Origin of the sequence: Acinetobacter sp. 226, from assembly GCF_048147925.1 — a bacterium.
GTDB classification, from domain to species: Bacteria; Pseudomonadota; Gammaproteobacteria; order Pseudomonadales; family Moraxellaceae; genus Acinetobacter; species Acinetobacter pecorum.
On sequence record NZ_JAYWYX010000010.1, the window covers coordinates 35,393 to 60,815 of the forward strand.

Here is a 25,423-nt window from a genome sequence, read left to right on the forward strand (position 1 = left end):
AAGATGAAAAGAATAAATCTGTTTTGTTTAACAGCGACTTGTGTATTTCTAGCTGCTTGTGCGATGACACCCGAGCAAAAAGCGGAGCGTGCACAAGAAAAAGCGAAAAAACGTTTAGCTTTACAAGTACAAATGGCTCAGCAATGTGATCCTGTAGCAGCTAAACTTATGTCTCAGCTACCTACCATTAGCCAGCTACCTCCAGCACAACGTACCCAATTTGACCAGCAATATGAGGCGCGTGTAAATAATCCAACTTTCCAGTCATGTTATAACATGGCGTTTAAGGCATATAACGAGCAGCAGCAACTGAATCTGGCAGAATTGGAATGGGATACTGATGCAGGCTGGTTTAATAATTCACCATTTAACTGTGAATTCCCGCGTCCAGAAGGACCATTTTGGCGGGCCTGCTAATACTTTACTTAGGTAAGATGATCTAGTAGAAATACTTATAGCTGGATAATATAAAGATTTTTATTTAGACTAGCTTCATGAATTGCCACCTTTGGGTGGCTTTTTGTTTTTTAAATATTTTGATTTTTTAATCTTACTTCTCCCGCTGATCTGGTTTGAATTTTGCTTTCATATGATAGATAAAGTGTTAAGGTATATTTTATGCACAACTTTATTGCACTATAAAAGAAAGATGGAATAGATCGGTTCAGTATCAATTCTCAAGTATGAGGTGATGACATGATAAAGACATTTAGAATAATGGATAGGGCGACAATGCGTCAGAAAGGTTGGTGGTTGTTTGGCTTTGTTGTTAGCCTACAAATATTGTTTGTACTCGGCAGTTGTTTGATGCAGGGTTCTTGATATTTAGATTTAGAAAAAGCCACCGAGAGGTGGCTTTTTACGTATGGTGTGTAGATAGAATTGTTACTTTGAAGGATGAGAAATATATTCCGTAAAGTAACCAAAATTCTTTGTCAGACTGATGGAACGTCCATGTCTTACAGTCTGACGGGCGATATCCATATCGTAATGTAGGTAATTAGATTTAATCTTTGAAAATAAGGTATATTTATAATTTGTTATAAGTGTTTGAACTAAAATAAATTTAGGTTGATTAAATTGAAGAAAAATATCGTTTGGGGACTTATTGTTGCCATTTTGGGTATGGGGAGTAGTTTATGGCTTCTTATCGATCTTGAGAAACTTTCAGGAGCTGAGTTTGTTACTTTATCTCTAGGATTTGCCGCAATAGGATTAATAATAGCTTTTGCTGCTGAGGTCCAGGAGTTCTCAATTGTAGGGAATGGAGTTAAGTTAAAAGAATTAAGATCAGAAGCTGAGAAAACAATTGAAGAATTAAGAAAAGGTCGTACAGAGTTATTTCGCATTTTAATTCAAACAAGCACTGAATTGTCAGGAGGGTTAGCAGGTCCTTCAAAGGTAGAAAGTAGAGCTAAAAAGTTTATTCATATCTTTAAAGAAGTTGAAAAATTTGATTGTATAAAAGAATTAAAAGCTGATTTAGAAAAATCTTTACAAGTAATAGTGATTGCTCAGTATAATAAATTAAGCTTTATTCATAAAAAACAAAAAGAATTTAATAATGAGTTTACTGATTGTGAAAAAGCGACTTACTTATATATTGCCTTGAGTGATGATGTAATTAGAGATAGTTACACAAATAGAAGACCAGAGCCAGATTTTCAAACTGAGAAAGATGACATTATCAAAGCGATAGATGTATATGCTGAACTTTATGAGATAAAACTTAAGTTAGAAGAGGCTTGAATATAAAAAAGACCATCTTTCGATGGTCTTTTTTATCAAATTAAACAGTTAATTGAACCAGCTTTAATACCGCTTTCAACGTATGTTCATAATCAAAAGCATCATTAGTATTGTCCTGATAACGCCAAGCTACATAACCATCTGGACGAACCAGGATTGCACCAGATTCATGAATTTCAGACTTTGCATTCCAGGTGCCATACACATCACGATAGTCACGTGAACCAATCTGAATCACATCCAGATATGGCAGTTTCAATGCTTCAGCCGCCTGTTTCCAGCCTTTGCCAGATAAACCCGTCAGGAGAGTAAAACGACCTTTACCAGTAATATCTAGCGTGGACTGCTTTTGACCTTTGGCATTGATCAGCCAGGTATGCGGCACTTTGGCACCCGGGCGCGTTGTTGCTTGCAAATAAAGCTGCTCATCTTTTTCAAAAGCTTCAGGCTCAGATTCTGCAATCACCGCATTTGAATTATAGCGCTGGTTCAGCTCTACACCTTGGGCATTAAATTCGAAGTTTTTAATTTCCAAAGCTTCAAACAGTTTTTTGCGGATTTCAGCACCTTGCTCAGTTTCAGCAAAAATACGTTCCAGCATTTGTTTTTGTGTAGTTACACCATTGTCAAAACCAAAGACTTCTTTCAGGTATTTATAATCAAAACGTGACTGGTTCGCTCGCGCCACAATCTGCTTACCCACCGGTGCACGTTCAGCCGTATAGGAATCCAGCAGGGCAGGCACAGCCCAGCCTTTCACAGCATATGCCAGTTTCCAGCCCAGATTAAAGGCATCCTGCATACAGGTATTTGAACCTAATCCGCTTGAAGGTGGATGACGGTGCACTGCATCACCTCCGCAGAATACACGGTCTTTAGAATATTCAGTTGCCCAGGTCTGGTTCACATACCAGTATGACAGTTTCTGAATCTCGACTTCTTCAACTTCAGTACCGACGAAGGCATTCAGGCGGGCACGTACCTGTTCCTCAGTCACTTGTGGTTCGCCTTTGGAAATGTCAAAGCCCCAACCCATAATCCATTCATTCCATGGCGTAATAGCACGTAACAATCCCATACCGAGGTCGCCAAAGCTGGCTTCGGGATTGACAATCCATTGTAGAATCGCAGGGCGGTGTTGCACGTATTGAGAAAGATCAGCTTTAAAGGTCACATACACTGTGCCGGCTCGTGCCATTATACCTTCAAGAGGTAAATCAAGCTGTTCCAGCACACGAGACTTCGCACCATCCATTCCCACCAGATATTTCGCTCTCAAGCTAAATTCAGTGTTGGTAATCCGGTTGAGGAAAGTGGCTGTCACGCCAGCTTCGTCCTGCACATGCGACAGATATTCAGTATTAAAATTATAAATCGCACCACGCTCAGCAGCATTCTTAACCAGCAAGGCTTCCATTTTGGGCTGGATCAAATCAACTAAAGGACATGGGCTACCTTTTATATAATCGCCATGACGTTCATCGCCCGTACCCCAGGCACTTAAACGGGCAATTTCTTCACCGACCAGACTGGTGGTAATCAGGCTTTCACCCATCTGCTCCCAAGGTGTAGCGATCTCTTTGACCTGCTCTTCAATACCTAAATCACGCAATACTTCCATGGCACGCTGATTGGTAATATGCGCACGGGGGCTATTGGCCAGCCAGCTAAACTGGGTAAATAGCTGTACTTTGATGCCATAATTGGCCAGGGCCAGACCTAATGTTGAACCTGCAGGACCGGTACCAATCACCAAAACATCGGTGTCATATTGCTGTGCCATTACATACTCCATGAATGTCGCTATTACATGAACAATCTATCTATTAGCTGAGGAGTCTAGGCAAAATTCAGCGCAGGCTATAGAGCTATTCATATAAACTATCTGCCTATAGATATTTTCACTGCATATACAAATATGACGTGGTGTTTTGGATAGAGCAAGATATGGAACTTCGACATTTACGCTATTTTATCACTGTGGCGCAGCAACAAAGTTTTACCAAGGCTGCCGAAAAACTGTTTACCGCCCAGCCGTCCTTAAGCCAGCAAATTAAGGATCTGGAGCAGGAAGTAGGCATCATGCTGTTTGATCGCTCATCCAGAAAAGTCAAACTCACCGATGAAGGGCAGGCTTTTCAGATCTATGCCGAAAAAGCACTGGAAAATGCCAAACTGGCAGTAGCAGCAGCGCGTCAGGTTGCACAGCAGAAAAATAATCAGATTCATATTGGTTTTCTGAATGTGGCAGAAATCAAAGTCATGCCTCAGATATTGGCGCAGCTTAAAAAAAACATGCCGGACTTAAAAATCCATCTGCATAGCCTGACCTGTATGGAACAGATTCAGCGGCTAAAAAATGCTGAACTGGATTTGTGTATTACCCGCTTTCATATGGACCATCCAGATTTTGAGAATATTCATTTATTAACCGAGCAAATTTATCTGATAGCCGCTCAGCACTTACATTCTACAGATCGAATCCTGAAATTACAGGAACTAAAAAACCATAATGTAATTATGTGCGAGCAGAATGCTTCACCCGTATTTTATGAAAAGCTGGATAAACTACTCTGCATTGATCAGCTTGAGCATGAACAGGTTTTATGGGTGACCAATGTGTTGCAACATATCAATCTGACCAATATGGGGATGGGCTTTAGTTTTGCACCTGAATATTTACTTCGTTTTATGAATGATCATGTAAAAGTGATCCAGACTGACCAGGTGCTACCAAAACTGGATTTATATGCAACATTTAACAAGAACTCTCAAAATCCTGCATTGAAGATGATTGCCCAAGCCCTTAACAATATGAGTAATATCTGAATTTCAGGAAAAAATACATGTTAAAGCTGATTTATTACGTACCAGACGAAAACCTGGAAGATACCAAGAATGCGATATTTGCAGCAGGAGGCGGCGGCATTGGGGAATATACAAATTGTGCCTGGCAGGTTTTAGGAACCGGACAGTTTAAGCCGCAGAAAGGTGCAGATCCTCATATTGGTGAAGTCGGCCAACTGGAACAGGTAGAAGAATGGCGGGTAGAAATTCTGGTGCCGGATGAAAAGGCGGTCGAAGTGGCCAAAGCACTGAAAGACAGCCATCCTTACGAAGAGCCGGCCTTTGAATTTATTCAGCTTCTGGATATCAAAGTCTAAAGTTACATTATTACTGCTTTATCGGCGTGTTCGACTTGACGCGCCGTTAGTCCAGATTCAAAAAATGGCCAAACTGCTTTTGTTATTATCATTTCTGCCAGAATAATCCATAGAAAAAATACAATAAGGAAAATAATAATGTCATGGCTTAAACCGCTGAGCAGCGTCTGGAAAAATACGCTCAGTAAATCCATTCAATACGGTACAGAAATCCTGCATAGCCGTATTCCGTATTCGCCGGACAATCCCTATCTGGAAGGTATATTTGCACCCGAGCGGCAGGAACATTTTTCTATAAACTTGAAAGTTGAAGGGCAGATTCCTGCAGAACTGGATGGCGCACTGATGCGGATTGGTCCGAATCCTATTAACGTCAAAAACCCACGCAACTATCACTGGTTTACGGGCGATGGCATGTTGCATGCGCTCAGACTGAAGGGTGGTGAGGCACATTGGTATAAAAGCAGTTATATCGGTTCCGCCAGTGTGCAGGAAAAACTTCACCGGCCACAGATTCCCGGCAAAACCCGGAGTGTCGCAGATGCTGTCAACACCAATGTCATCAGCTTCGCCGGGAAAATCTGGGCACTGGTTGAAGCAGGAGCATACCCAGTTGAATTGAATGCTGCACTGGAATCAAGACGGCATCATTTATTTGAAGATGATCAGGATATGCCATTTACTGCCCATCCGCATATTGATCCTGAAACCGGCGATATTCATGCGGTTTGTTATGATGCTTTAAGTCAGAATAAAGTTTTTTATCTGCAGATAGATTCAAAAGGTAAATTGAAACATCAGGTCGAGATTCCAGTGAAACATGGTCCAATGATTCATGATTGTGCCATTACCAAATCTCAGGTGCTGATTCTGGACCTGAATGTAAATTTCTCGGTTCGCAGTGCTTTAAAAGGTTCAATGCTGCCATATCAATGGAATCCAAAACGGCAGGCGCGTATTGGCATATTGCCATTTGGTGGTAAGGCAATTGATATTCGCTGGTATAAGATTGATCCCTGTTTTATTTTCCATACCGTAAACGCTTATGATCTGGATTCCGGTAATGTGGTGATGGATGCAGTCGTGCACTCCAAAGCATTGGTCAGTTCGATTCAGGGACCGATTGAAGATCAGGATATTCGGCTGGAGCGTTTTATATTTGAGCATGGCACGGGAAAAGTGTTTCGGACAGTATTATCCGGGACGAAACAGGAGTTTCCACGGATCAATGATGCTTATACGGGGCGGAAGCATCGGTATATTTATAGTATTTCCTTTGACGAGTTTGATGATCCTTATCATGTCAGCAGTAATATGCTCTTGGGTCATGATCTGGAAACTGGCCATTCAGAAAGCTATTCCTTTGGTGAGAACTGGGTGACAGGCGAAGTGATATTTGTCGCGCGGGAAGGTACTCAAGCTGAAAATGATGGCTGGCTCATGTCTTATATCCATGCTCTAGATGGAAGTCCATCCAGAGTGGTGATTCTGGATGCACAGCATATGATGGCAGGACCGATTGCAACCATTTATTTACCTGTACGTGTACCCGTCGGATTTCATTGTAACTGGATTGATTATCGGAAACTAAGAATTAACTATTCTTAGGTTTGAGCTTAAAAACTTGAAACTTTGTCTTGGTGATTAAAAGGCATTAACTTAGAAAGCTCGAATAAGATTCATATCTGATGGTAGGCGGATATTACTTTGAGGAATGAGAAATATATTCGCTAAGGCAATCAAAATCTGTTGTTAGGCAGAAGACTCGTCCCTGAATCTCAGCCTAACATTGACCTCTATACCGCTAATCATAGAGCAGATGAAAGATTTAAATTTGAGATACTGCTTACATCTTCTGAATAAACAGTTCACGATCAAAACGATACTGCGGGAAGAATACGCCATCTTTGGCACGTTCACCTGCACCAATCACCATGACCGGATACTGTTCGCCATTTAATTCAAGAATTTCACGAACCATCGGCTCATCAAAACCTTCCATCATACAGCTATCAAAACCATAAGCACGTAAAGCCAAGACCAGATTTTCACAAGCCAGTGCCGTCGTTTTGGTTGCCCACAGTTTTGCATCAGCCGGACTGAAAGCAGAGACTGGCATTTGCTTGTCTAGTGTACGTGCAACTTTGAAAGCGACTTTCTTAAAGTTACCGAAGGCATTCAGATAGCCCGTTTTGTAGTTGTATGGAATATATTTATAGTATTTTCTAATCGCTGGTGGTGCTTCTGGGAATGGAAATTCATTCACATTACGCTTTGCCATTTCATCAATACGGTCGGTACGTGCCACGCAAACAATCAGCTCGGAAGCAGTTTTTGCTGCCAGTTGACCCATGCAGGCTTTAACCAGACGTTTTTTCCTGCCCGGATTTTGTACCACATAAAAAGTCCAGGGCTGCAGATTGGACGAGTTCGGTGCCAATAGTGCCAGATCCAGACAGGCATCCAGAACCTCATCAGGAATTGGTTTCTTGGTAAATTTACGTACTGAACGGCGGCTTTCAATGACTTTGCGAAAATTTTCTACATCTATATCCTGAGGAGCTGGTTCGTAATAGCGTTTTTTGTCAGGATTGACGCTATCAGACGTTTGATGAGATTTATCATTCAAATTTTCAGTAGACATATTCTTTATTCTGGCAAGTAAAGGTATCAAGAAGGCAGTTTAAACTACCTCATTGACATCCTGAGTTTGAAAATTAGTTGAATTGTGTGAAATCAGGTTTCCGTTTTTGCATAAAAGCCTGAACTGCTTCCATCATTTCGGCTGAACCAACACGGTTCATAAAGATTTCTGCCTCATGATCAATCCATTCAACAATTTCATCCAGATTATGTTTCATCAAAGCTTTGCTCTGCTTCAGAGAGGCCAATGGTAAAGCTGCCAGAGTTTGTGCCTGTTTTTGTGCAGTAGCATAGGCATCTTCTTCGATACTGTTCACCAGACCTGCGCTCAGTGCTTTTTCACTATTGAATTTTTGTGCAGTCAGCAATAATTCAGCTGCTTTATGATAGCCTGCTTGTTGAATCAGTAATTTGCTTGACGCGCCTTCAGGCGATAGACCCAGACTGACAAATGGAATCTGGAACAGGGCTGTATGGTCACTATAAACCAGATCACAATGCAGTAAGATCGTCACCCCAATCCCAATGGCGACGCCACGCACAGCAGCAATTAAAGGCTTGGAAAATTTTGCAGCAGCTTTTAATAAAACAAATGGAGGGCCATCCTGCGGACGAATCTGGTCCTTATTGGCTGCAGATTTCATAAAATCCTGCATATCATTGCCTGCACTAAAGTCAGCGTCCTGACCGCGTAAAACAACTACACGCACTTCAGGTGCCTGATCAGCTTCATCCAGGGCTTTCGCAATCCATAAATAAAGCTCGCTGTATAATGCATTTTTAGCTTCCGGGCGATTGATTGCCAAAGTGAGTACACCATGTTCTAAATTCGCATTCAAATGCTCATGAGGTTGTTGAATACAGCTCAGTGTCATCGTACTATCCTTGCTTTAAACTTGATTTGATTTTATGGGAATTATTATGTCGCATATTTATTGGAGCGGCACAACTCATGAGTCATAAAAAACTGATCCCTTATGAACTATACATTTGATTATCTGGTTTTCATTGGCCGCTTTCAGCCTTTTCATCTGGCGCACATGCAAACCATTAAGATCGCCTTGCAGCACAGTCAGAATGTGATTTTGGCTCTTGGTTCTGCACAAAATGAACGTAATATCAAGAATCCATTTTTGGCTTCGGAGCGTGAAGCCATGATCCTGTCAAATTTTAGTGCTGAAGATCAGGCGCGCATCAAATTTGTAGAAGTCATAGATGTTTATAATGATGAAAAATGGCAAAAACTGGTGAAATCGCTGGTGAATCAGGTCATTGAACCGGATGCCAAAGTCGGGCTGATTGGGCATTTTAAAGATGATTCTTCCTATTATTTAAAATTTTTCCCAGAATGGGAAATGGTCGAACTTGACAGTCTTGAAGGAGCCATATCCGCCACGCCGATGCGTGAAGCTTATTATCGTGGTGAAATTCAACGGGATAAATTCCCACAAGGCACGATTGAATTTTTAGAGCGCTTCCAGCATACAGAGACCTATCAACAGCTCAGTGAAAAATTCGCCCGGAATGATAAAACCAATCTGGTTTAAAACTACAAGTTCAATACAGGTTGATTCATGGCAGTTTGAGCATGCTGCCTTAAACATTCACTTAAAATCTCCAGGGCAGGAGATTGTTCTTTCCAGTGATGCCAATACAGGGGGACTTCAATGCGTAATTCCCTTGAAAGTTCAAGCAGTTGACCTGATGCCAGCAAATCTCGGGCCTGATAGTCCGGTAACCAGCCATAGCCCAGTCCCATCACAATTGCATCAAAAAATGCATGGGTCGATGGGATGAAAAAGTGAGGGTATTGAACAGGATTCAGGCCGAATTCTTGCTGGATAAACTGGGTATGCAGCTGGTCTTTTTCATTAAAAAGAATAGCAGGAGCAAGACGTAGCGCATTCCGATGTACGCCTTGATGAAACCAGTTTCGGGAAAAGTCAGGGGTGGCAACGAGACGGTATTGCATCTGTCCGATCAATTCGGCCCGGCAACCTTTCATTGCCTTAGCCTCTGTACTCAAACAGGCATTGACGAGACCTGCTTCTAACAGATGATGAGTCTGTGATTGGTCATCCACCTGAAAATGCAACACAATTTTATGCCGGATCAGCTGGTCTTGTAAGGTCGGTAAGAGCCAGGTCGCGAGCGAATCAGCATTGGTGGCAATATTCAGACAATAGAAACCCTCTTGTTGCAGCTGTCCACCCAGATCCTGCATCAGATTCTGTTCTAGCAAACGTTGATGTTGTAAATAATGCAATAAAGTTTGCCCGGATTGAGTCACGCGGCAAGGCCGATCTCTGACCAACAGCAGATGTCCCAATTGTTTTTCCAGACTTTGAACACGAAGAGTAACTGCTGAGGCAGTAATGTTTAACTGCTCCGCTGCAAGATCAAAACTTCCGGTTTTTGCAACTGCATAAAAAGCATCACATTGTTTCGCATTCAGCATCTTTCTTATCTAAATAATATTTAGTTAATCTGATATTAACTTAGTTTTAATTAATCTTGCCGATTTTATTGAATAATGCCTTTCTTTAAAAAGGGGAAGATGATGTTCAGTTATATGGTGAGTGGCTTTGCTGTAGGAATGAGCCTGATTGTGAGTATTGGTGCACAAAATGCCTTTGTTCTAAAACAAGGTTTAAAACAGCAGCATGTGTTCTGGGTCTGTGTAATTTGTGCTTTATCTGATTCTATTTTAATTTTGCTGGGTGTCTTTGGATTCGCGCGTGTCATCGAGCATTACCCGCATATTGTTATGTTTTCTAAATATATTGGTGCAGGATTTCTGTTTTATTATGGTTTGCAACATGCGATTAGTGCGTTTAAATCTACAGAGGTATTGGCATTGAGTGATCAGGCAACAGAGCATTTTGTACAGGTGCTGATGATCTGTTTGGCTTTTACCTGGCTGAATCCGCATGTTTATTTAGACACCGTAATCCTGATCGGATCTATTTCAACCCAATACAGTCTGGGGAAAGAATGGTTTACGCTAGGCGCAGTCCTTGCTTCTTGGTTTTTCTTTTTTTGTTTGGGATATGGCGCAAAAATATTGACGCCGTGGTTTCAACATCCAAAATCATGGAAAATTCTGGACGCTATTATTGCCTGTACCATGTGGGCGATCGCATTGTCATTAATAGTCAGCATTTGATTTACTTATAACCTTGAGAGACTGTTTCAGAATGAAGCCAGGGTAGGATTTAAGATATTTATCAATGATTTTTAATATTTTTTTCAGCTTGAAACAGCAAATTCTCTGTTATATAAAAAGTGGCTAGAACATAAAGTTGTAAGATCAAAACAGTTCTCTGCTGGACAGACACGACTCCTGAAGAAAGAAATCAGGACGATTATTCTGTCCATTAGTCATGAATGATTTTACAAAAACTTCAAAAAACTGATATAAAAATAACGAAACCATGTGGGAACACACAACAAGAAAATTTAATTTCAGATTAAGCCGTTGACTTAAATCCGATTAATAAGAAATTAAACAAGGTGGATTTAAAATTGAAAACAATAATAAAAACCGGGCTTCTTAGCTTGGCGATCTGTCTAGCTTTAATCAGTCAGTCTTTTGCAAGATCATGGACCCTAACCCCCAAAAGCGATGTAGGGTTTGAGATCAAGTCCATGGGACTTACTATGGTTAAAGCCAAGTTTAATCAGGTTCAATCCACGATGCAGTTTGATGCCAATGCACCGCAAAACGCCTCAACCCATCTGGTCATGGATGTAGAAAGTTTAAGTTTTAGTAAACCTGTATTTAAAAATATGATTTTGGGCGAAGACCTGTTTTATGTAGCAAAATACAAGACTGTAATTTTTAAAAGTATTCAGTTTAAAGACCTAGGCAATGGCAAATACAAGGTATTAGGACATTTAACCTTGCGTGGTGTAACCAAGCCCGTGATTTTTGAGACAACTTTTAAGCCGAGTATGTCGGATGCCAATTTGTTGGATGTTCAGGCATCTGCCGTGATTAATCGCAGTGATTTTGGTATGAAAAAGGGAATTGCAGGTATAGGAGACAAAGTGAATCTTCATCTTTCAGGTCAATGTGAAGTCAATTAAGAAAGTATTCACTTATATGTCATCATGCCTGATGATCCTGCATCATAAAATTTTTAGAATGCTGCGTGCTTATCATTTTCAGATTTAAATCTTTATCAGGTAAATATAAAATATATGCTGCTATATAAAACCATTAAAAAAGCTCGAATATTCGAGCTTTTATGCCTAGGTCTTAGCAGGTAATCAGGCCACTTGTAAGGCTTTCAAGTCTTCCAGAACTTGTTCTGCATGGCCAGCTGCCTTGACCTTACGGTATTCTTTGACCAGTTGGCCGTTATGGAAAATAAAAGTTGAACGTTCAACTCCCATCACCTGTTTACCATACATATTCTTTTCTTTGATTACATCAAAGTGATGACACAACACTTCTTCTTTATCACTGATCAGGTTAATGCTGAGATTCTGCTTTTCAGTAAAATTCTGATGGGCTTTCACCGAATCACGGGATACCCCGAGAACTGTAGTATTTAAAGCCTCGAACTGGTCTTTTAAACAGGAAAAGCCAACTGCCTGAGTGGTGCAGCCCGGCGTAGAATCTTTAGGATAAAAGTAGATGACTAGCCATTCTGTATCTAGCTTGGTTAAATTGATCTCGCCTGTGGTCGCAGGAAAATTCTGATCAATTAAACTAATTTCAGACATAAAAACTCCTGTTTTATTTAAATTTTTTCAAAAAAATAAGCCACATTATAGTGGCTTATTTCATTAAAGAATAAGAAAAATTGGATCTTATTTCTTTGGTGCCGCTTGAGCTGATTTCATTGCTTCTTCAGTCAAAGTTTTCAGTTTACCGGTTAACTGTGGACCAAAACACGCTTGAAGATCTTTATTCTGCTTTTGTACAAAAGCTAAACTACCTGGGCTTTTTTTCTGGTTAATGGTACTTTGAATTTCCCATTTTTGCGCATTGGTTAATTTACCATCTGCTTCAACCGCACAAGTACAATATTTACTGACTTCAGCAGAAGTTAATTTCTTGCTTTTGCCAGTTTCATCTTTACAAACATTGATCAATGCAGCTTTCACATTGGTGCTTTTATAAGCTTGTTGTAATTTGTCATCAGCTGCTTGAGCTGTAGTGGTGAACATCGCAGCAGCTGAAACAATTGCTGAAAGTACAATGCCTGATTTTAAATTCTTCATAAACTCTACCTTGTTATTACGGTATATAACGTGTCGGGTCTTCAACACCTGCGTCCGCAAAACCCTGTTTACGTAAACGACAACTGTCACATTTACCACAGGCACGTCCTTGGTCATCTGCTTGATAGCATGACACCGTTTGACTGTAGTCTACGCCATGTTCCATACCTAAGCGAATAATATTTGCTTTGGATAAATGTAACAAAGGTGTTTCAAACTTGAGAGCTTGGCCCTCTACACCAACCTTGGTTGCAAGACGAGCCATGTTGGCAAATGCCTCGATAAATTCCGGACGGCAATCCGGATAACCGGAGTAATCGACCGCATTAATTCCGATCACAATTGCTTCAGCTTTGAAGACTTCTGCCGCAGCTAGAGCATAAGACAAGAAGATGGTATTACGTGCAGGAACGTAAGTAATCGGAATGCCGGCCTGTTCGTGATCAGGTACCTCAATACTATGATCGGTAAGGGCTGAGCCACCCAGATTACCCAGATCAATATTGATCACTCGATGTTCTACACCCGCACGTTCAGTTAACGCTTTTGCTGCATCCAGCTCGGTGGTTGAACGTTGACCATAGCGAAAACTGAGTGCGATACATTCATAGCGTGCCTGTGCCCAAGCCAGACATGTGGTTGAGTCTAAACCGCCAGATAACAGGACAATGGCGCGAGGGCGCATAAGCTGATTCTCCAAATAATACTTTACAAAAAATTAACGACCAGTTTCATCATTCCATAACAACTTGTGCAGTTGTAACTGGAAACGAACAGGGAGATGGTCTTCTAAAATCCATTGAGCTAAGTCACGTGCCAATTGTGGTAAATGAACTGCACCTTTTTCTACCGCAAATGCAGGCGAAAACCAAACTGTACTGACTTTCTCTTGAAGTTGATACTGTTCAAGCTGCTGCTTTGACCATTCATAATCCTCACGATTGCAAATGACAAACTTGATTTGATCATGTGCAGTTAAATGATCGAGATTAGCAAGCAAATTTCGTGCAACTTCACCTGAAGTGGGTGTTTTTAAGTCGAGGACTTTGGAAACACGTGAATCCACCTTGGACACATCTAAAGCCCCACTGGTTTCAAGTGAAACCTGACATCCTAAATCTGCCAGTCGCTGCATCAGGGGCAGGGCATTGGGCTGTGCCAGAGGTTCGCCACCAGTCACACAGACATAAGGTGTTTTAAAATCAAGCGTAGTCTGGATAATATCTTCCAGAGACTGACGCTCGCCACCTTCAAAGGAATAGGTGGTGTCACAGTAGCTACAACGTAGTGGACAACCGGTTAAACGGATAAATACCGTTGGCAGTCCTGCGGCATTGGCTTCACCTTGTAATGAATAGAAAATCTCCGTAATGCGTAAACCCGCAGACGGATCAGAAACTGGGATTGCAGAAGATCGAAGCGTATTCATAACAAAATTAACCAATGAAAAATAAATAACCGGGTATAAAAATAAAAATCCCTACGATTATTACTAATCGTAGAGACGAGGAGCGGTTGAAGCTCCGATGAACACAAATGTGTCCTCTAAGTTAAGACATCTTAGTCTTCGCGTAATAGATCGTTCAAGCTTGTTTTAGAACGAGTTTGTGCATCAACTTTTTTCACGATAATGGCAGCATACAGGCTGTAAGTACCACATGTAGATGGAAGGCTACCCGCAACAACAACCGAACCTGCTGGTACGCGACCATAATGGATTTCGCCAGTTGCGCGGTCATAAATCTTGGTCGACTGGCCAATGAATACACCCATTGAAATTACCGAGCCTTCTTCCACGATTACGCCTTCCACGATTTCAGAGCGTGCACCGATAAAGCAGTTATCTTCAATAATGGTTGGATTTGCTTGAAGTGGCTCAAGAACACCACCAATGCCCACACCACCTGACAAGTGTACATTTTTACCAATTTGCGCACATGAACCGACAGTTGCCCAGGTATCTACCATTGTGCCTTCATCGACATAAGCACCAATGTTGACATAAGAAGGCATCAAGATCACACCTTTAGCCTGGAAAGAACCCTTACGTGCTACTGCAGGCGGTACAACACGTACACCCGCTGCCTTGAATTGTTCTTCAGACCAGCCTGAGAATTTAGTATCTACTTTGTCATAGAAACGAAGATCACAAGCTTCCATTGGTTTGTTGTCGTTTAATTTAAATGATAACAATACTGCTTTTTTAATCCATTGATGAACAACCCATTCACCATCGATTTTTTCAGCAACACGTAAAGTACCATTGTCTAGACCAGCAATTACTTCCTCAACTGCTTGACGAATTTCAGCAGAGCAATCTGCAGCTGTAAAATTTGCACGGTCTTCAAACGCCTGTTCAATGATTGTTGAAAGCTGCGACATGATCTTCCTTCCAGAAAAAAATTTTCTAGATTTTACACTATATTGCAGGAAAAATAGTTGAAAGCACCAAAAATAGGTGAAAAATAACCAAAACTATAGAAGAGGTAAAATTATTAAAGTGATAATTATTATTTTCCATAAAATTAAAGTGTAGGAGAAGTGTTAGAAAACGCTTGCTTCTAAACAAGAAAAATTAATTTGTATCAAAAAATAACAAAAGATTAGCAAAATGTGAATAAAAAATATTTTTTAAGTCCTTTATATTGAGCCTATCACGAATAACTAATGATCAAAAATAAGTTCTTTTGAGGAGAGAAATAATGAAACCTTTAAATAAAATTTTAGCAGTATCTATTTTAGCTATAGCCGCTAGTTCTGCTATGGCCGCAGATGAAATTATCGTAACAGATGAGGGCGTTACTGAATTTTCTTTCTTTAAACCAGCTTCTGTTCGTGCTGAAGTAGGTACTACCGGTTACGGTGGTGCAATTTCCTGGAGTGCTAACCCATATGTAGGCGTCACTTTAGGTTATAACGGTGGTGATATTTCCTGGTCTGATGATTTATCTATCAATGGAACGAAGTATGACTTGGATCTGGATAACAACCTGACTTACTTGAATGCTGAAATCCGTCCTTGGGCAAACTGGTTCTATATGGCAGCTGGGGTAGGATATACAGATAATGATTATGGCTTAGAACGCCGTCCGGGTACAAATGCCTCATTTACAGTAGATGGTTCTCGTTTTAGTAATCCAAGTGGTGCAGATGTTCGTATTAAAGGCGATGTATCATATAAGAATAGTATCGCTCCTTATGTAGGGATTGGTTTCTCACCAGCTATTACCAACCGTTGGGGTATTTTTGGGGAAATTGGCGCCTATTACAATGGTAACCCAGAAGTAAACTTAAGAGCTAATCCAGAAGCTCTACTTGCTGTACCACCAGGAGATGATGGTCGTACTTTAGCTGAGGCTATTAGAGATGAAGAGGACAAAATTCGCGAAGATAACAAGTATGAATGGTTCCCGGTAGCGAAACTCGGTGTAAGCTTCCGCTTCTAAGATTTGATCTTAAAAAAAACGAGCTTCGGCTCGTTTTTTTATGCATTTTTAAAAGTATTTATAAAATCTTAAACTGGTTTTAAGTCTAGGACACTCTCATAAAAAGCAGTTTATAAATCTATAAGCCTTGTAATAGGCCTATGTGGTATAAACGCAAGCTTTAAAATTTTTTATTAGATTGGCCTGTTACTACATCCTAAGTTACTTACATCTGTTAGAGAGGTACCACTCTAATATTTGAACTGGTATCTGGATTGAATGTTGCCCTCGGAGTTCCCGTTCCAGAATTTTATAACAAAGGTTTGTACGAATTGTTATACCTGACAGCTGATTTCAGGTTCAACCCAAGCAAAGAGAACTTCAGGTGTAATGAATTTTTCAAAATTAATATTTTCAATGCATATCTATATAATAATAAAGAGGCCGCTTAGCCTCTTTGATCAAAAACTGAAAATCATGCACTCTATTCGTCTGGATAAGCCACTTTTTTCAGAGCTTTAATATCCGCATCTGGCGAGCAGAGTGAAATAAACTCGTAGCCATAACCACGCAGTAAATGACCTTTACGTACTGCAATCCAGGTGGTATTTACTCCGAAAATATCAGTTTTAATCTGTCTTAAACGGTAATCACGCTCAGGGTCATAAGCCACATCGTTAACGATGCCGACGCCCATATTCATTTCTACATAGGTCTTGATCACATCAGCATCAAGAGCAGACATCACAATATCTACATCAAAACCGGCCTCTTCAAAAGCGGTGTCAATCTTAGAGCGACCGGTAAAACCACCATGGTAGGTAATGATCGGATAATTTGCCAAGTCTTCGATAGTGACTTTTTCTTTCTGGGTCAGAGGATGATTCTGTGGGGTAATAATACTGTGCTGCCAGTTATAGTAAGGCACACTGGCCAGATTATCTTCAGTGGTGAGTGCTTCAGTTGCAATACCGATATCCGCCTGACCTTGCAGCAGCATTTCCGTGATTTCAACCGGGCTTGCCTGTTGTAAAATCAGGTGAACTTTGGGGAATTCTTTTTTAAACTGACTGACAATCGGCGGCAGCACATAACGTGCCTGCGTATGCGTGGTCGCTATGGTCAAGGTGCCTTCATCGACTTTGTTAAAATCATCAGCCAGACGTTTGATATTGTCAGCATCAACCAGCATGCGTTCCACAATCCCTAAAAGTGCCTGACCTGGCTCGGTTAAGCCTAACAAACGTTTACCCTTACGGATAAAGAGCTGCACCCCGAGTTCATCTTCCAGATCTTTAATGTGCTTACTTACCCCAGACTGTGAGGTATAAAGTGCAGCTGAAGCTTCAGTTAAGTTAAAGTTCTGTCTAACTGTTTCTCGTATAATTCTTAATTGTTGAAAATTCATGATTTTCTTTACCCTTTAAGAGGATGGGGTATTTTAAAACCCCATCTTTTGATCTTAAGCGACCTGGTTTTCAAATAAATGCAAGTTAACTGCACTTAACCACACGGTTTGATTTGGGCGGAATTGATGCGCTCTCGCTTCATCAGGTGTCAGTAAAATTTCAATCAGGTTGCCTTGTCGATCATTCAGTTCTGCAACCACTTTGCCAGCAATCCACAATTCACGAATAAAGGTGGCCTGAATTGCATTGTCATGTGGCTGTGCATGAATGCGTAAGTCATCTGGACGTGCGAATAAAATAACTTCGCCTTGAGCAGCATTTTTTGCACCCTCAAACTGGATGCGGTCTTCACCAAGCTGGATGAGGCCGCCATGATTCTGACCTTCAAAACGATTTGCCTGACCCAAAAAGTCAAATACAAATGGCGTTTTCGGTGTTTCATAGACTTCACGTGGTGAACCGATTTGCTCCACATCACCTTTGTTCATCACTACGATCTGATCCGCAACTTCAAGTGCTTCTTCCTGATCATGAGTTACAAAGATCGATGTAATATGCAGTTCATCATGCAGGGTACGTAACCAGCGACGTAGCTCTTTACGGACTTTGGCATCCAGTGCACCAAAAGGTTCATCCAGTAATAATACACGTGGTTCAACTGCCAGAGCACGTGCCAGTGCAATACGTTGACGCTGACCCCCAGAAAGCTGGGCTGGATAACGATCGGCCAGGAAACCGAGCTGAACCAAGTCGAGTAAACGTGTCACACGTTTTTTAATTTCCGCTTCTGATGGACGGGTTTTACGTGGGCGCACACGCAGGCCAAAGGCAATATTGTCAAATACCGTCATATGGCGGAACAGGGCATAGTGCTGGAATACGAAGCCGACTTCACGCTCCCGTACATGCACATTGGTAGCATCTTCGCCCTCAAGAATGACCTGACCGCCATCTGCCGATTCCAGACCAGCAATAATACGTAGTAGGGTGGTTTTACCACAGCCTGATGGACCCAGTAGAGCCACTAACTGACCATCCGGGAAATCTAGTGAAATGTTTTTCAGTGCATGGAATGCACCAAAGTGTTTTTCAATATTTTTAACTTGAATACTCATGTGGGCATTCCTTAAGAAACTGTTAAATCATCATTACGTTTGTCTTGTTTTTCCTGGCGCAGTTCTACCCAGGTTTTTAGAACCAAGGTTACAATTGCGAGGAGAGCCAGAAGTGAAGACACGGCAAACGCAGCACTGAAAGTATATTCGTTATAGAGAATCTCGACGTGGAGCGGCAAGGTATTGGTTTCGCCACGGATATGACCGGATACCACCGATACTGCACCAAACTCACCCATAGCACGTGCATTACATAGAATTACACCGTAGATCAGGCCCCACTTGATGTTTGGCAAGGTCACTTTCCAGAAAGTCTGCCAGCCGGAAGCACCGAGTACAATTGCCGCTTCTTCTTCTTCAGTACCTTGTGCTTCCATTAACGGAATCAGCTCACGAGCAACAAAAGGTACGGTAATGAAGACGGTTGCCAGAACAATCGCAGGCACCGCGTACAGGATCTTGATGTCATTGTCCATCAGCCAGGAACCCATCCAGCCTTGGGTACCAAAAATCAGTACCAGCATTAACCCGGCAATTACGGGGGAAACCGAGAAAGGCATATCAATCAAGGTGGTGAGGAATGACTTGCCACGGAAATTAAACTTGGCCACTGACCATGCAGCAGCAATACCAAATACGACATTGAGTGGTACTGCGATTGCAGCAGTCAACAGGGTAAGTTTCACTGCCGATAAGGTATCCGGATGTATCAGAGCCTGGGTATAAACGCCTATTCCCTGTTTAAAAGCTTCTACAAAAACCAGAATCAGCGGCAGAATCAGACAGCTCAAAAAGAAAATCAGTGCAATGGTAATCAGGGTATAACGGACCCAGGTTGGCTCGCGGGTTGCATCACGGGATTGCAGCTTTTCAGCCAGCGCATTGCTGTTGGTATTTAAACTCATCGTGCAGTTCTCCCGGTACGGCGGCTTGCCCAGGCTTGCAGTAAGTTAATCAGAAACAGCAAGACAAAAGAAATCAGCAACATCACTACTGCAATGGTGGTTGCACCTGCATAGTCATATTCTTCCAGGCGAGAAATAATCATTAAGGGGGCAATTTCCGTTTCAAAAGGCTGGTTACCAGCAATAAATATCACGGAGCCATATTCACCAACACCGCGGGCGAAGGCCAAAGCGAAGCCAGTGATCAGCGCAGGCAGAAGGATTGGAAAAATCACTTTGGTGATAATCTGAAAACGGTTGGCACCCAGTGCAGAAGCTGCTTCTTCCAGTTCGGTTTCCAGATCACTCAGTACCGGTTGGACGGTACGCACCACAAAAGGCAGACCAATAAAGATCAGCGCTAATGTAATACCAATCGGGGTATAGGCGACTTTGATGCCCAGCGGTTCTAGATATTGACCAATCCAGCCGGTCGGTGCATATAAAGAGGTCAGGGCAATACCCGCAACCGCGGTGGGTAAGGCAAATGGCAAATCTACCAAAGCATCGACAAGACGCTTGCCCGGAAAGCTGTAACGTACCAGACACCAGGCCAGTAACAGGCCAAATACTACATTTACCAGTGCGGCAAAAATCGCTGCGCTGAAACTGAGTTGCAGTGATTTTTGGATACGTTCAGAGCTCAGGATCTCCCATAAGCCTTCCCAGCCAATGCCTAGTGATTTAATAAAAACAGCAGACAGGGGGATCAGAACGATTAATGACAAATACGCTAGGGTAAAGCCTAGAGAAAGACCAAATCCTGGCAGCACTCGGGATCGCTGCGACATGATTACTCCTCAAAAGAGAGAATGCTGGTTAAAAATAACCAGCGAAATTAGAAAATAAATTTGGCACAAGCATAGTTTGCAGCGACTAAAATGCAAATTTAAAATAATACTTGCTATCATCAACTTTGCTGATATATGGCATAGCGTTTTCTGAAATTAAATATTGTTCAATTTCAGGAAAAGGACCGAAACCTGAAGCGACATTGACATGACCGACTGCACCCAGATTAACCGGTTTGATTTTCCAGGCCTGGGCCAGTAAGTGCGCATCTTCAAAGCTTAACCATGGATCATTTTCACTGATTAATAATTTGGTAGGTACTTGAAGCTTGAGCTGTTGAAAATAGGCGCTGTAGTCTGTTTGACTATCAAGCGCAAAACCATTTTCCCCAAAGCGTGCCGGATTAGCCGGCGCCACCAATAGCAGATTTTTTACTTTTGCATTGAGTTCCGGATGTTGGGCAAGGGCAGCTACACTGGTCAGACAGCCAAAGCTGTGCGCCACAATCTGCACGTCCTCTGGAATAGCTTGCAGCATATTGACAAATTCAATGATCCATTTCTGCAAAACCGGATGATTCCAATCCTTTTGTTGCACACGAGAGCATCGAGTTAGCCGTTGTTGTAACCATGTTTGCCAGTGATTGTATTCGCTACCACCGACACCTGGAACAATAAGCGTATGGGTCATATCAATGCTCCTCAGAGATCAGCTGTGAATTACTTCGCGCTGTTTGCCTTTACAATTTGATCAAACACGCCACCATTTTCAAAATGTGTTTTCTGGACTTTATCCCAGCCACCAAATTCCTGATCAATGGTGACAAGTTTTAATGGCTTAAATACCTGGCTGTATTTGGTCAGAACTTTGGCATTACGTGGACGATAGAAGTTACGTGCTGAAATTTCCTGACCAAGGGGGGAATACAGGAAGTTTAAATAACCCTGAGCCAGGTATTTGTTGCCTTTTTTAGCAGCATTTTTTTCTACAATCGCAACCGGCGGCTCAGCCAGAATCGACAGTGATGGGGTTACAATTTCAAACTTGCCCGGCTGTTCACGAAGGGCAAGATGCGCCTCATTTTCCCAGGCCAGTAAAACATCTCCAATCCCGCGTTCAGCAAAAGTCGTGGTTGAGCCACGCGCTCCAGAATCCAACACTTTGGTATTTTTATAGATTTTACGGACAAATTCTTGCGCAGTTTTATCGTTTCCACCTGCCTGATGCTTGGCCCAAGCCCATGCAGCCAGATAATTCCAGCGCGCACCGCCTGATGTTTTCGGGTTTGGCGTAATGATCGCTACACTGGGTTTAACCAGATCTCCCCAGTCTTTAATCCCTTTGGGATTGTTTTTGCGCACCAGGAAAACGATGGTTGAAGTATAGGGTGTCGAGTTATTGGGTAAATTCTTTTGCCAATCTGCAGGTAACAGTTTGGCTTTCGCTTCCAGTACATCAATATCAGCGGCCAGAGCTAATGTCACGACATCTGCATCCAGTCCATCAATTACCGCGCGAGCCTGTTTGCCTGAACCGCCATGCGATTGCTTAAAATTGATTTTTTGACCGGTACGGCTTTCCCAATATTTGCCAAAATTCTTATTTACATCTTCATACAGTTCACGGGTCGGATCATAGGATACATTGAGAAAATCACGTGCTGCTGCACCAAATGAGGTTGCCGAGATAACAGCTGCTAAAACCCCAAGTTTTAATGTGTTTGAAATGCTCATCTGGACTGAATCTCTGATATGTTCTGTAACATAAGCGCAGAATAAACTTATTCTTTATGCATAAAAAATAATTAAAAATGAATTTTATATGAAAAAAAGAGATAAATAAGCTATTAAGTGTTTGAAATAAGAATGGCCTTATGAATAAAGGCCATAATGAACTGCATTTAAAGTATTATTTTGCGTGATTGGCTTTGACAATCTGGTCAAACACACCGCCATTGTCAAAATGCTGTTTCTGAACTTTGGTCCAGCCACCAAACTCTTTATCAATGGTTACCAGCTTCAATGGTTTGAATACATTGTTGTGCTGCTTCAGGACATTCGCATTACGTGGACGGTAAAAGTTTTTCGCCGCCACAGTTTGCCCAGCAGGTGAATAGAGGTAATTTAAATAGGCTCTAGCGAGGTTTTCATTACCATCTTTTTTGGCATTTTTTTCTACAATCGCCACCGGTGGTTCGGCCAGAATAGACAGAGAAGGGGTAATAATCTCAAATTTACCCGGTTGTTCACGGACAGCTAAATGCGCTTCGTTTTCCCAGGCCAGTAATACATCCCCAATTCCACGTTCAGCAAAAGTCGTTGTGGCACCGCGTGCTCCAGAATCCAGTACTTTGGTCTGTTTATAGATTTGACGAACAAAGTCTTGTGCTTTGGCATCATTGCCACCTTTTTGATGGTTGGCCCACGCCCAGGCAGCCAGATAATTCCAGCGTGCACCACCTGAAGTTTTTGGGTTCGGGGTAATAATGTCTACGCCCGGTTTAACCAGATCTCCCCAGTCTTTGATCCCTTTTGGATTGCCTTTATGTACAAGGAAAACGATAGTTGAAGTATAGGGTGTCGAATTCTGCGGGAATTTCTTTTGCCAGTCTTTAGGCAGCAAACCTCGTTCTGCAATTTCATCAATATCTGCTGCCAGTGCCAATGTCACAACATCGGCATCCAGTCCGTCAATCACGGCACGTGCCTGTTTGCCTGAACCACCATGTGACTGTTTATAGTTAATATCCTGACCGGTGGTTTTTTTCCAGTATGCGCTGAATTCCTTATTGAAATTATCATATAATTCACGAGTCGGGTCATATGAAACGTTTAGGAAATCTTTTGCAGAGACACTAAAAGCGCTTGCTGATACCAGTGCTGCCAATACCCCAATTTTTAATTTACGAATGCTCATTTTTGCCTCAAGTTTTTTAGCTTTTGTTAGATGAGGCAAGAATAGCTTGAGTTTTTTTGCATAAAAAATAATTAAAAAAGAATTGGATGTGAGTAAAAGAGATATATAGGTGAAGCCTGGATATTACTGCCCAATTTATATTTTAGAGACCGTAAAAATATGCTGTATTTAAAAAATGCCCAACGTGTCAGTCATATAGAGGTGCTGGATCGTGGCTTTCATTATGGTGATGGTTGTTTTACTACGGCCCGGATTCGACATAACCGGATTGAATTGTATGATCGTCATTTGACACGTTTGCAAAACAGCAATCAGAGCTTAAGCCTGAATGCCAATCTCGATCTGATCACGGAAAGTTTACAGCTTCTCGGGGAATCAGAGGGTAAGCTGAACGGGACATTAAAGATTGTGCTCAGTCGTGGAGTGGGTCAGCGCGGTTATAGTTTGCCGGATCATCCAGCAGATCTCTGGCTGTTTTATTATCCTCAAGACATACAGGATTTTAAGTTTGAACAGATTCAAAGTGGCGTATTGCAGCGGGCAGTGGGATTGACCATGCCCAGTCTGGTTGGACTGAAAACCCTGAACCGCCTGGAGCAGGTTTTACTGAAACAGGAAGCAGATCAACGCGGCTGGCCTGAGGCAATAGTGACAGATGTACAAGGTGGCATTGTCGAAGGGGTGAGCAGTAATTGTTTCATTCTTATAAAGAATACATGGATTACGCCGGAACTCCGTTATAATGGCGTCTTCGGTGTCATGCGTGCAGAAATTCTACAACGTATGCAAGATCAGGGTATTGTCTGTGAACAACGATATATGGGTATGGATGAAATTTCCCATATTCGGAGTCTGTTTTTCTGCAATGCACTCAGCCCGATGAAAATTGTCACACAATTTGAGCAGCGCGCCTTGGATGGCAATGCTTGTATTGAACTTTTTAACCGTCTTCGATTAAACCAGATGTCTTAATATGTCAGCTTCCAAACCTAAAGCCAAAAAGAACAATAAGGTGAGATCTTCCTCATCTTTCAAAGGAATTGTTTTAGTACTGATTGGTATTGCTTTGATCCTGGGGTTAATCCTAAAGAGCAGTTTGTGGAAAGATTATCCTGTTGAAGGAAAAAAACAGCTGCTCGCGATTGAATCTGGTCAAACCTATTCCGGTTTCATTGATCGCCTGGCCAAAGAAGATCAGGTGAGTTTTCCGATCATCCTTAAACTGTATCAGCGCATCATGATTCATGACACCATGAAAGCGGGCGTGTATGAAGTACGTCAAGGCATGAGTATTCGTCAGGTATTGGAAATGATTTCCAATGCAGACAATGCCCAGATGAGCCGGATTCTGGTGATTGAAGGCACAACATTTAAACAGCTGGTCGATATCCTGAAAAAAAATGATCTGGTTACCAAGGAAGTGCTGCATCTGCCTACTGCGCAATTACTGAAAGAACTCAATATTACGTATTCACATCCCGAAGGGTTGTTTGCACCGGATACTTACTTCTTTGCCAAAGGTGAAACAGACCGCAAGATTCTGACCAATCTGTATCAGCGACAGATGAAAATACTGGATGAAGCGTGGGCAAAACGCGCGGCTGATCTACCGTATCAGAATAAATATGACGCGCTGATTATGGCATCAATTATTGAAAAAGAGACCAGTATTGACCGTGAGCTGGAACAGGTTTCCGGGGTGTTTATACGGCGTTTAAAAAACGGTATGCGTTTACAGACTGATCCAACGGTAATTTACGGAATGGGTGACAGCTATAACGGTAATATTACCCGCAAGGATTTACGCACACCGACGCCGTATAATACCTATACCATTTCAGGTTTGCCGCCAACACCAATTGCCTTGCCAAGCAAGAAAGCCATTGAAGCAGCCATGCATCCGGATAATTCTGAGAATCTGTACTTTGTAGCGACCGGCGATGGTGGACATAAATTCACCACCAATCTGAATGATCACAATAAAGCAGTGCAGGAATATCTGACGATTTTACGTTCGAAAAGTAAGGAATGAGT

General features: G+C 41.9%; 28 protein-coding genes. 12 read left to right on the forward strand and 16 right to left on the reverse strand.

Translation table 11 applies throughout. The features are described from left to right. Window positions 1-3 precede the first annotated feature (3 nt). The 3 genes from VXP95_RS06220 to VXP95_RS06230 all read left to right on the forward strand — a co-directional run bounded on the left by VXP95_RS06220 (window position 4) and on the right by VXP95_RS06230 (window position 1,749). Entirely contained in the window at window positions 4-417 is a 414-nt protein-coding gene (locus VXP95_RS06220; RefSeq protein WP_064096241.1) for a hypothetical protein, read from the forward strand. 279 nt (window positions 418-696) lie between these two features. Further along, window positions 697-822, forward strand: coding sequence for a KGW motif small protein (locus tag VXP95_RS06225; protein ID WP_263600637.1), 126 nt, complete (start codon window positions 697-699; stop codon window positions 820-822). A gap of 258 nt (window positions 823-1,080) precedes the next feature. Continuing rightward, window positions 1,081-1,749: a hypothetical protein gene (locus VXP95_RS06230; RefSeq protein ID WP_416711685.1), complete on the forward strand. Its 669-nt coding sequence runs from the start codon at window positions 1,081-1,083 to the stop codon at window positions 1,747-1,749. 40 nt (window positions 1,750-1,789) lie between these two features. On the opposite strand, the gene VXP95_RS06235 is transcribed toward VXP95_RS06230, so the two are convergent. Then, the gene (locus tag VXP95_RS06235) at window positions 1,790-3,532 is read right to left on the reverse strand and encodes an FAD-dependent monooxygenase (RefSeq protein ID WP_416711686.1); all 1,743 of its coding nucleotides are present in this window, start codon (window positions 3,530-3,532) and stop codon (window positions 1,790-1,792) included. 164 nt (window positions 3,533-3,696) lie between these two features. On the opposite strand from VXP95_RS06235, the gene VXP95_RS06240 reads away from it, so the two are divergent. The 3 genes from VXP95_RS06240 to VXP95_RS06250 all read left to right on the forward strand — a co-directional run bounded on the left by VXP95_RS06240 (window position 3,697) and on the right by VXP95_RS06250 (window position 6,521). Next, window positions 3,697-4,578: a LysR substrate-binding domain-containing protein gene (locus VXP95_RS06240; RefSeq protein ID WP_416711687.1), complete on the forward strand. Its 882-nt coding sequence runs from the start codon at window positions 3,697-3,699 to the stop codon at window positions 4,576-4,578. Window positions 4,579-4,595: 17 nt separating this feature from the next. Further along, window positions 4,596-4,913: an NGG1p interacting factor NIF3 gene (locus VXP95_RS06245; protein WP_416680829.1), complete on the forward strand. Its 318-nt coding sequence runs from the start codon at window positions 4,596-4,598 to the stop codon at window positions 4,911-4,913. A gap of 138 nt (window positions 4,914-5,051) precedes the next feature. Then, window positions 5,052-6,521 carry a carotenoid oxygenase family protein gene (locus VXP95_RS06250; RefSeq protein WP_416711688.1) on the forward strand — a complete coding sequence of 490 codons (1,470 nt, stop codon included), beginning with the start codon at window positions 5,052-5,054 and terminating at the stop codon, window positions 6,519-6,521. 238 nt (window positions 6,522-6,759) lie between these two features. Here VXP95_RS06250 and VXP95_RS06255 read toward each other — a convergent pair whose 3' ends face one another. Both VXP95_RS06255 and VXP95_RS06260 read right to left on the reverse strand, forming a co-directional pair. Then, on the reverse strand, window positions 6,760-7,557 hold the full coding sequence (locus VXP95_RS06255; RefSeq protein ID WP_064102793.1) for a nitroreductase family protein: 798 nt from the start codon (window positions 7,555-7,557) through the stop codon (window positions 6,760-6,762). A 73-nt stretch (window positions 7,558-7,630) separates the two neighbouring features. After that, window positions 7,631-8,431 (reverse strand): enoyl-CoA hydratase-related protein, encoded by an 801-nt coding sequence (locus tag VXP95_RS06260; protein ID WP_064096231.1) that lies wholly within the window; start codon window positions 8,429-8,431, stop codon window positions 7,631-7,633. A gap of 102 nt (window positions 8,432-8,533) precedes the next feature. Here VXP95_RS06260 and VXP95_RS06265 point away from each other — a divergent pair, with 102 nt between their 5' ends. Beyond that, window positions 8,534-9,103: a nicotinate-nicotinamide nucleotide adenylyltransferase gene (locus VXP95_RS06265; RefSeq protein ID WP_416711689.1), complete on the forward strand. Its 570-nt coding sequence runs from the start codon at window positions 8,534-8,536 to the stop codon at window positions 9,101-9,103. Window positions 9,104-9,105: 2 nt separating this feature from the next. Here the strand turns inward: VXP95_RS06265 and VXP95_RS06270 are convergent, their stop codons facing one another. Beyond that, window positions 9,106-10,014, reverse strand: a complete 909-nt coding sequence (locus tag VXP95_RS06270; protein WP_416711690.1) for a LysR family transcriptional regulator ArgP — start codon at window positions 10,012-10,014, stop codon at window positions 9,106-9,108. A gap of 102 nt (window positions 10,015-10,116) precedes the next feature. Between VXP95_RS06270 and VXP95_RS06275 the strand changes: the two genes are divergently transcribed. Both VXP95_RS06275 and VXP95_RS06280 read left to right on the forward strand, forming a co-directional pair. Continuing rightward, entirely contained in the window at window positions 10,117-10,722 is a 606-nt protein-coding gene (locus VXP95_RS06275) for a LysE/ArgO family amino acid transporter (RefSeq protein ID WP_416711732.1), read from the forward strand. 359 nt (window positions 10,723-11,081) lie between these two features. Next, complete coding sequence (locus tag VXP95_RS06280) at window positions 11,082-11,645, forward strand: YceI family protein (protein WP_081406365.1); 564 nt, start codon at window positions 11,082-11,084, stop codon at window positions 11,643-11,645. 183 nt (window positions 11,646-11,828) lie between these two features. On the opposite strand, the gene VXP95_RS06285 is transcribed toward VXP95_RS06280, so the two are convergent. From VXP95_RS06285 to dapD, 5 genes are all read right to left on the reverse strand, one after another. Continuing rightward, the gene (locus VXP95_RS06285) at window positions 11,829-12,287 is read right to left on the reverse strand and encodes a peroxiredoxin (RefSeq protein ID WP_416705825.1); all 459 of its coding nucleotides are present in this window, start codon (window positions 12,285-12,287) and stop codon (window positions 11,829-11,831) included. A gap of 87 nt (window positions 12,288-12,374) precedes the next feature. Continuing rightward, entirely contained in the window at window positions 12,375-12,788 is a 414-nt protein-coding gene (locus VXP95_RS06290; protein ID WP_064096226.1) for a hypothetical protein, read from the reverse strand. A gap of 16 nt (window positions 12,789-12,804) precedes the next feature. Beyond that, the gene (gene queC / locus VXP95_RS06295; RefSeq protein ID WP_064102789.1) at window positions 12,805-13,473 is read right to left on the reverse strand and encodes a 7-cyano-7-deazaguanine synthase QueC; all 669 of its coding nucleotides are present in this window, start codon (window positions 13,471-13,473) and stop codon (window positions 12,805-12,807) included. 33 nt (window positions 13,474-13,506) lie between these two features. Continuing rightward, window positions 13,507-14,217 carry a 7-carboxy-7-deazaguanine synthase QueE gene (gene queE / locus VXP95_RS06300; RefSeq protein ID WP_064102788.1) on the reverse strand — a complete coding sequence of 237 codons (711 nt, stop codon included), beginning with the start codon at window positions 14,215-14,217 and terminating at the stop codon, window positions 13,507-13,509. A 131-nt stretch (window positions 14,218-14,348) separates the two neighbouring features. Then, window positions 14,349-15,170: a 2,3,4,5-tetrahydropyridine-2,6-dicarboxylate N-succinyltransferase gene (gene dapD, locus VXP95_RS06305; protein ID WP_416711691.1), complete on the reverse strand. Its 822-nt coding sequence runs from the start codon at window positions 15,168-15,170 to the stop codon at window positions 14,349-14,351. A 320-nt stretch (window positions 15,171-15,490) separates the two neighbouring features. Between dapD and carO the strand changes: the two genes are divergently transcribed. Next, entirely contained in the window at window positions 15,491-16,234 is a 744-nt protein-coding gene (gene carO, locus VXP95_RS06310; protein WP_416711692.1) for an ornithine uptake porin CarO, read from the forward strand. A gap of 463 nt (window positions 16,235-16,697) precedes the next feature. Here carO and VXP95_RS06315 read toward each other — a convergent pair whose 3' ends face one another. From VXP95_RS06315 to VXP95_RS06345, 7 genes are all read right to left on the reverse strand, one after another. Beyond that, window positions 16,698-17,621: a CysB family HTH-type transcriptional regulator gene (locus VXP95_RS06315; RefSeq protein ID WP_064102787.1), complete on the reverse strand. Its 924-nt coding sequence runs from the start codon at window positions 17,619-17,621 to the stop codon at window positions 16,698-16,700. Between the two features lie 54 nt (window positions 17,622-17,675). Beyond that, window positions 17,676-18,737 carry a sulfate/molybdate ABC transporter ATP-binding protein gene (locus VXP95_RS06320; protein ID WP_064102786.1) on the reverse strand — a complete coding sequence of 354 codons (1,062 nt, stop codon included), beginning with the start codon at window positions 18,735-18,737 and terminating at the stop codon, window positions 17,676-17,678. Between the two features lie 11 nt (window positions 18,738-18,748). Beyond that, window positions 18,749-19,642, reverse strand: a complete 894-nt coding sequence (gene cysW / locus VXP95_RS06325; protein ID WP_416711693.1) for a sulfate ABC transporter permease subunit CysW — start codon at window positions 19,640-19,642, stop codon at window positions 18,749-18,751. Continuing rightward, on the reverse strand, window positions 19,639-20,472 hold the full coding sequence (gene cysT, locus VXP95_RS06330) for a sulfate ABC transporter permease subunit CysT (RefSeq protein ID WP_416680834.1): 834 nt from the start codon (window positions 20,470-20,472) through the stop codon (window positions 19,639-19,641). Before cysT ends, cysW begins: the two co-directional genes overlap by 4 nt. A gap of 85 nt (window positions 20,473-20,557) precedes the next feature. Further along, window positions 20,558-21,163 carry an RBBP9/YdeN family alpha/beta hydrolase gene (locus tag VXP95_RS06335; protein WP_064102785.1) on the reverse strand — a complete coding sequence of 202 codons (606 nt, stop codon included), beginning with the start codon at window positions 21,161-21,163 and terminating at the stop codon, window positions 20,558-20,560. A 29-nt stretch (window positions 21,164-21,192) separates the two neighbouring features. Further along, window positions 21,193-22,206, reverse strand: a complete 1,014-nt coding sequence (locus tag VXP95_RS06340; protein ID WP_416705822.1) for a sulfate ABC transporter substrate-binding protein — start codon at window positions 22,204-22,206, stop codon at window positions 21,193-21,195. Between the two features lie 175 nt (window positions 22,207-22,381). Further along, entirely contained in the window at window positions 22,382-23,389 is a 1,008-nt protein-coding gene (locus VXP95_RS06345; RefSeq protein WP_064102783.1) for a sulfate ABC transporter substrate-binding protein, read from the reverse strand. Window positions 23,390-23,548: 159 nt separating this feature from the next. Here VXP95_RS06345 and pabC point away from each other — a divergent pair, with 159 nt between their 5' ends. Continuing rightward, window positions 23,549-24,361 carry an aminodeoxychorismate lyase gene (gene pabC, locus VXP95_RS06350; RefSeq protein ID WP_416680835.1) on the forward strand — a complete coding sequence of 271 codons (813 nt, stop codon included), beginning with the start codon at window positions 23,549-23,551 and terminating at the stop codon, window positions 24,359-24,361. Window position 24,362: 1 nt separating this feature from the next. Beyond that, window positions 24,363-25,421: an endolytic transglycosylase MltG gene (gene mltG, locus VXP95_RS06355; RefSeq protein ID WP_064102781.1), complete on the forward strand. Its 1,059-nt coding sequence runs from the start codon at window positions 24,363-24,365 to the stop codon at window positions 25,419-25,421. Window positions 25,422-25,423: the final 2 nt, after the last annotated feature.

Bases quoted from the DNA above. Each gene is read 5' to 3' on its own strand.
- queE (WP_064102788.1), bottom strand. From the start codon at position 14,217: ATGAATACGCTTCGATCTTCTGCAATCCCAGTTTCTGATCCGTCTGCG.
- mltG (WP_064102781.1), top strand. From the start codon at position 24,363: ATGTCAGCTTCCAAACCTAAAGCCAAAAAGAACAATAAGGTGAGATCT.
- VXP95_RS06270 (WP_416711690.1), bottom strand. From the start codon at position 10,014: ATGCTGAATGCGAAACAATGTGATGCTTTTTATGCAGTTGCAAAAACC.
- pabC (WP_416680835.1), top strand. From the start codon at position 23,549: ATGCTGTATTTAAAAAATGCCCAACGTGTCAGTCATATAGAGGTGCTG.
- VXP95_RS06285 (WP_416705825.1), bottom strand. From the start codon at position 12,287: ATGTCTGAAATTAGTTTAATTGATCAGAATTTTCCTGCGACCACAGGC.
- dapD (WP_416711691.1), bottom strand. From the start codon at position 15,170: ATGTCGCAGCTTTCAACAATCATTGAACAGGCGTTTGAAGACCGTGCA.
- carO (WP_416711692.1), top strand. From the start codon at position 15,491: ATGAAACCTTTAAATAAAATTTTAGCAGTATCTATTTTAGCTATAGCC.
- VXP95_RS06220 (WP_064096241.1), top strand. From the start codon at position 4: ATGAAAAGAATAAATCTGTTTTGTTTAACAGCGACTTGTGTATTTCTA.
- VXP95_RS06315 (WP_064102787.1), bottom strand. From the start codon at position 17,621: ATGAATTTTCAACAATTAAGAATTATACGAGAAACAGTTAGACAGAAC.
- VXP95_RS06340 (WP_416705822.1), bottom strand. From the start codon at position 22,206: ATGAGCATTTCAAACACATTAAAACTTGGGGTTTTAGCAGCTGTTATC.
- queC (WP_064102789.1), bottom strand. From the start codon at position 13,473: ATGCGCCCTCGCGCCATTGTCCTGTTATCTGGCGGTTTAGACTCAACC.
- VXP95_RS06225 (WP_263600637.1), top strand. From the start codon at position 697: ATGATAAAGACATTTAGAATAATGGATAGGGCGACAATGCGTCAGAAA.
- VXP95_RS06275 (WP_416711732.1), top strand. From the start codon at position 10,117: ATGTTCAGTTATATGGTGAGTGGCTTTGCTGTAGGAATGAGCCTGATT.
- VXP95_RS06265 (WP_416711689.1), top strand. From the start codon at position 8,534: ATGAACTATACATTTGATTATCTGGTTTTCATTGGCCGCTTTCAGCCT.
- VXP95_RS06245 (WP_416680829.1), top strand. From the start codon at position 4,596: ATGTTAAAGCTGATTTATTACGTACCAGACGAAAACCTGGAAGATACC.
- VXP95_RS06345 (WP_064102783.1), bottom strand. From the start codon at position 23,389: ATGAGCATTCGTAAATTAAAAATTGGGGTATTGGCAGCACTGGTATCA.
- VXP95_RS06290 (WP_064096226.1), bottom strand. From the start codon at position 12,788: ATGAAGAATTTAAAATCAGGCATTGTACTTTCAGCAATTGTTTCAGCT.
- cysT (WP_416680834.1), bottom strand. From the start codon at position 20,472: ATGTCGCAGCGATCCCGAGTGCTGCCAGGATTTGGTCTTTCTCTAGGC.
- VXP95_RS06335 (WP_064102785.1), bottom strand. From the start codon at position 21,163: ATGACCCATACGCTTATTGTTCCAGGTGTCGGTGGTAGCGAATACAAT.
- VXP95_RS06320 (WP_064102786.1), bottom strand. From the start codon at position 18,737: ATGAGTATTCAAGTTAAAAATATTGAAAAACACTTTGGTGCATTCCAT.
- VXP95_RS06255 (WP_064102793.1), bottom strand. From the start codon at position 7,557: ATGTCTACTGAAAATTTGAATGATAAATCTCATCAAACGTCTGATAGC.
- VXP95_RS06250 (WP_416711688.1), top strand. From the start codon at position 5,052: ATGTCATGGCTTAAACCGCTGAGCAGCGTCTGGAAAAATACGCTCAGT.
- VXP95_RS06240 (WP_416711687.1), top strand. From the start codon at position 3,697: ATGGAACTTCGACATTTACGCTATTTTATCACTGTGGCGCAGCAACAA.
- VXP95_RS06235 (WP_416711686.1), bottom strand. From the start codon at position 3,532: ATGGCACAGCAATATGACACCGATGTTTTGGTGATTGGTACCGGTCCT.
- VXP95_RS06260 (WP_064096231.1), bottom strand. From the start codon at position 8,431: ATGACACTGAGCTGTATTCAACAACCTCATGAGCATTTGAATGCGAAT.
- cysW (WP_416711693.1), bottom strand. From the start codon at position 19,642: ATGAGTTTAAATACCAACAGCAATGCGCTGGCTGAAAAGCTGCAATCC.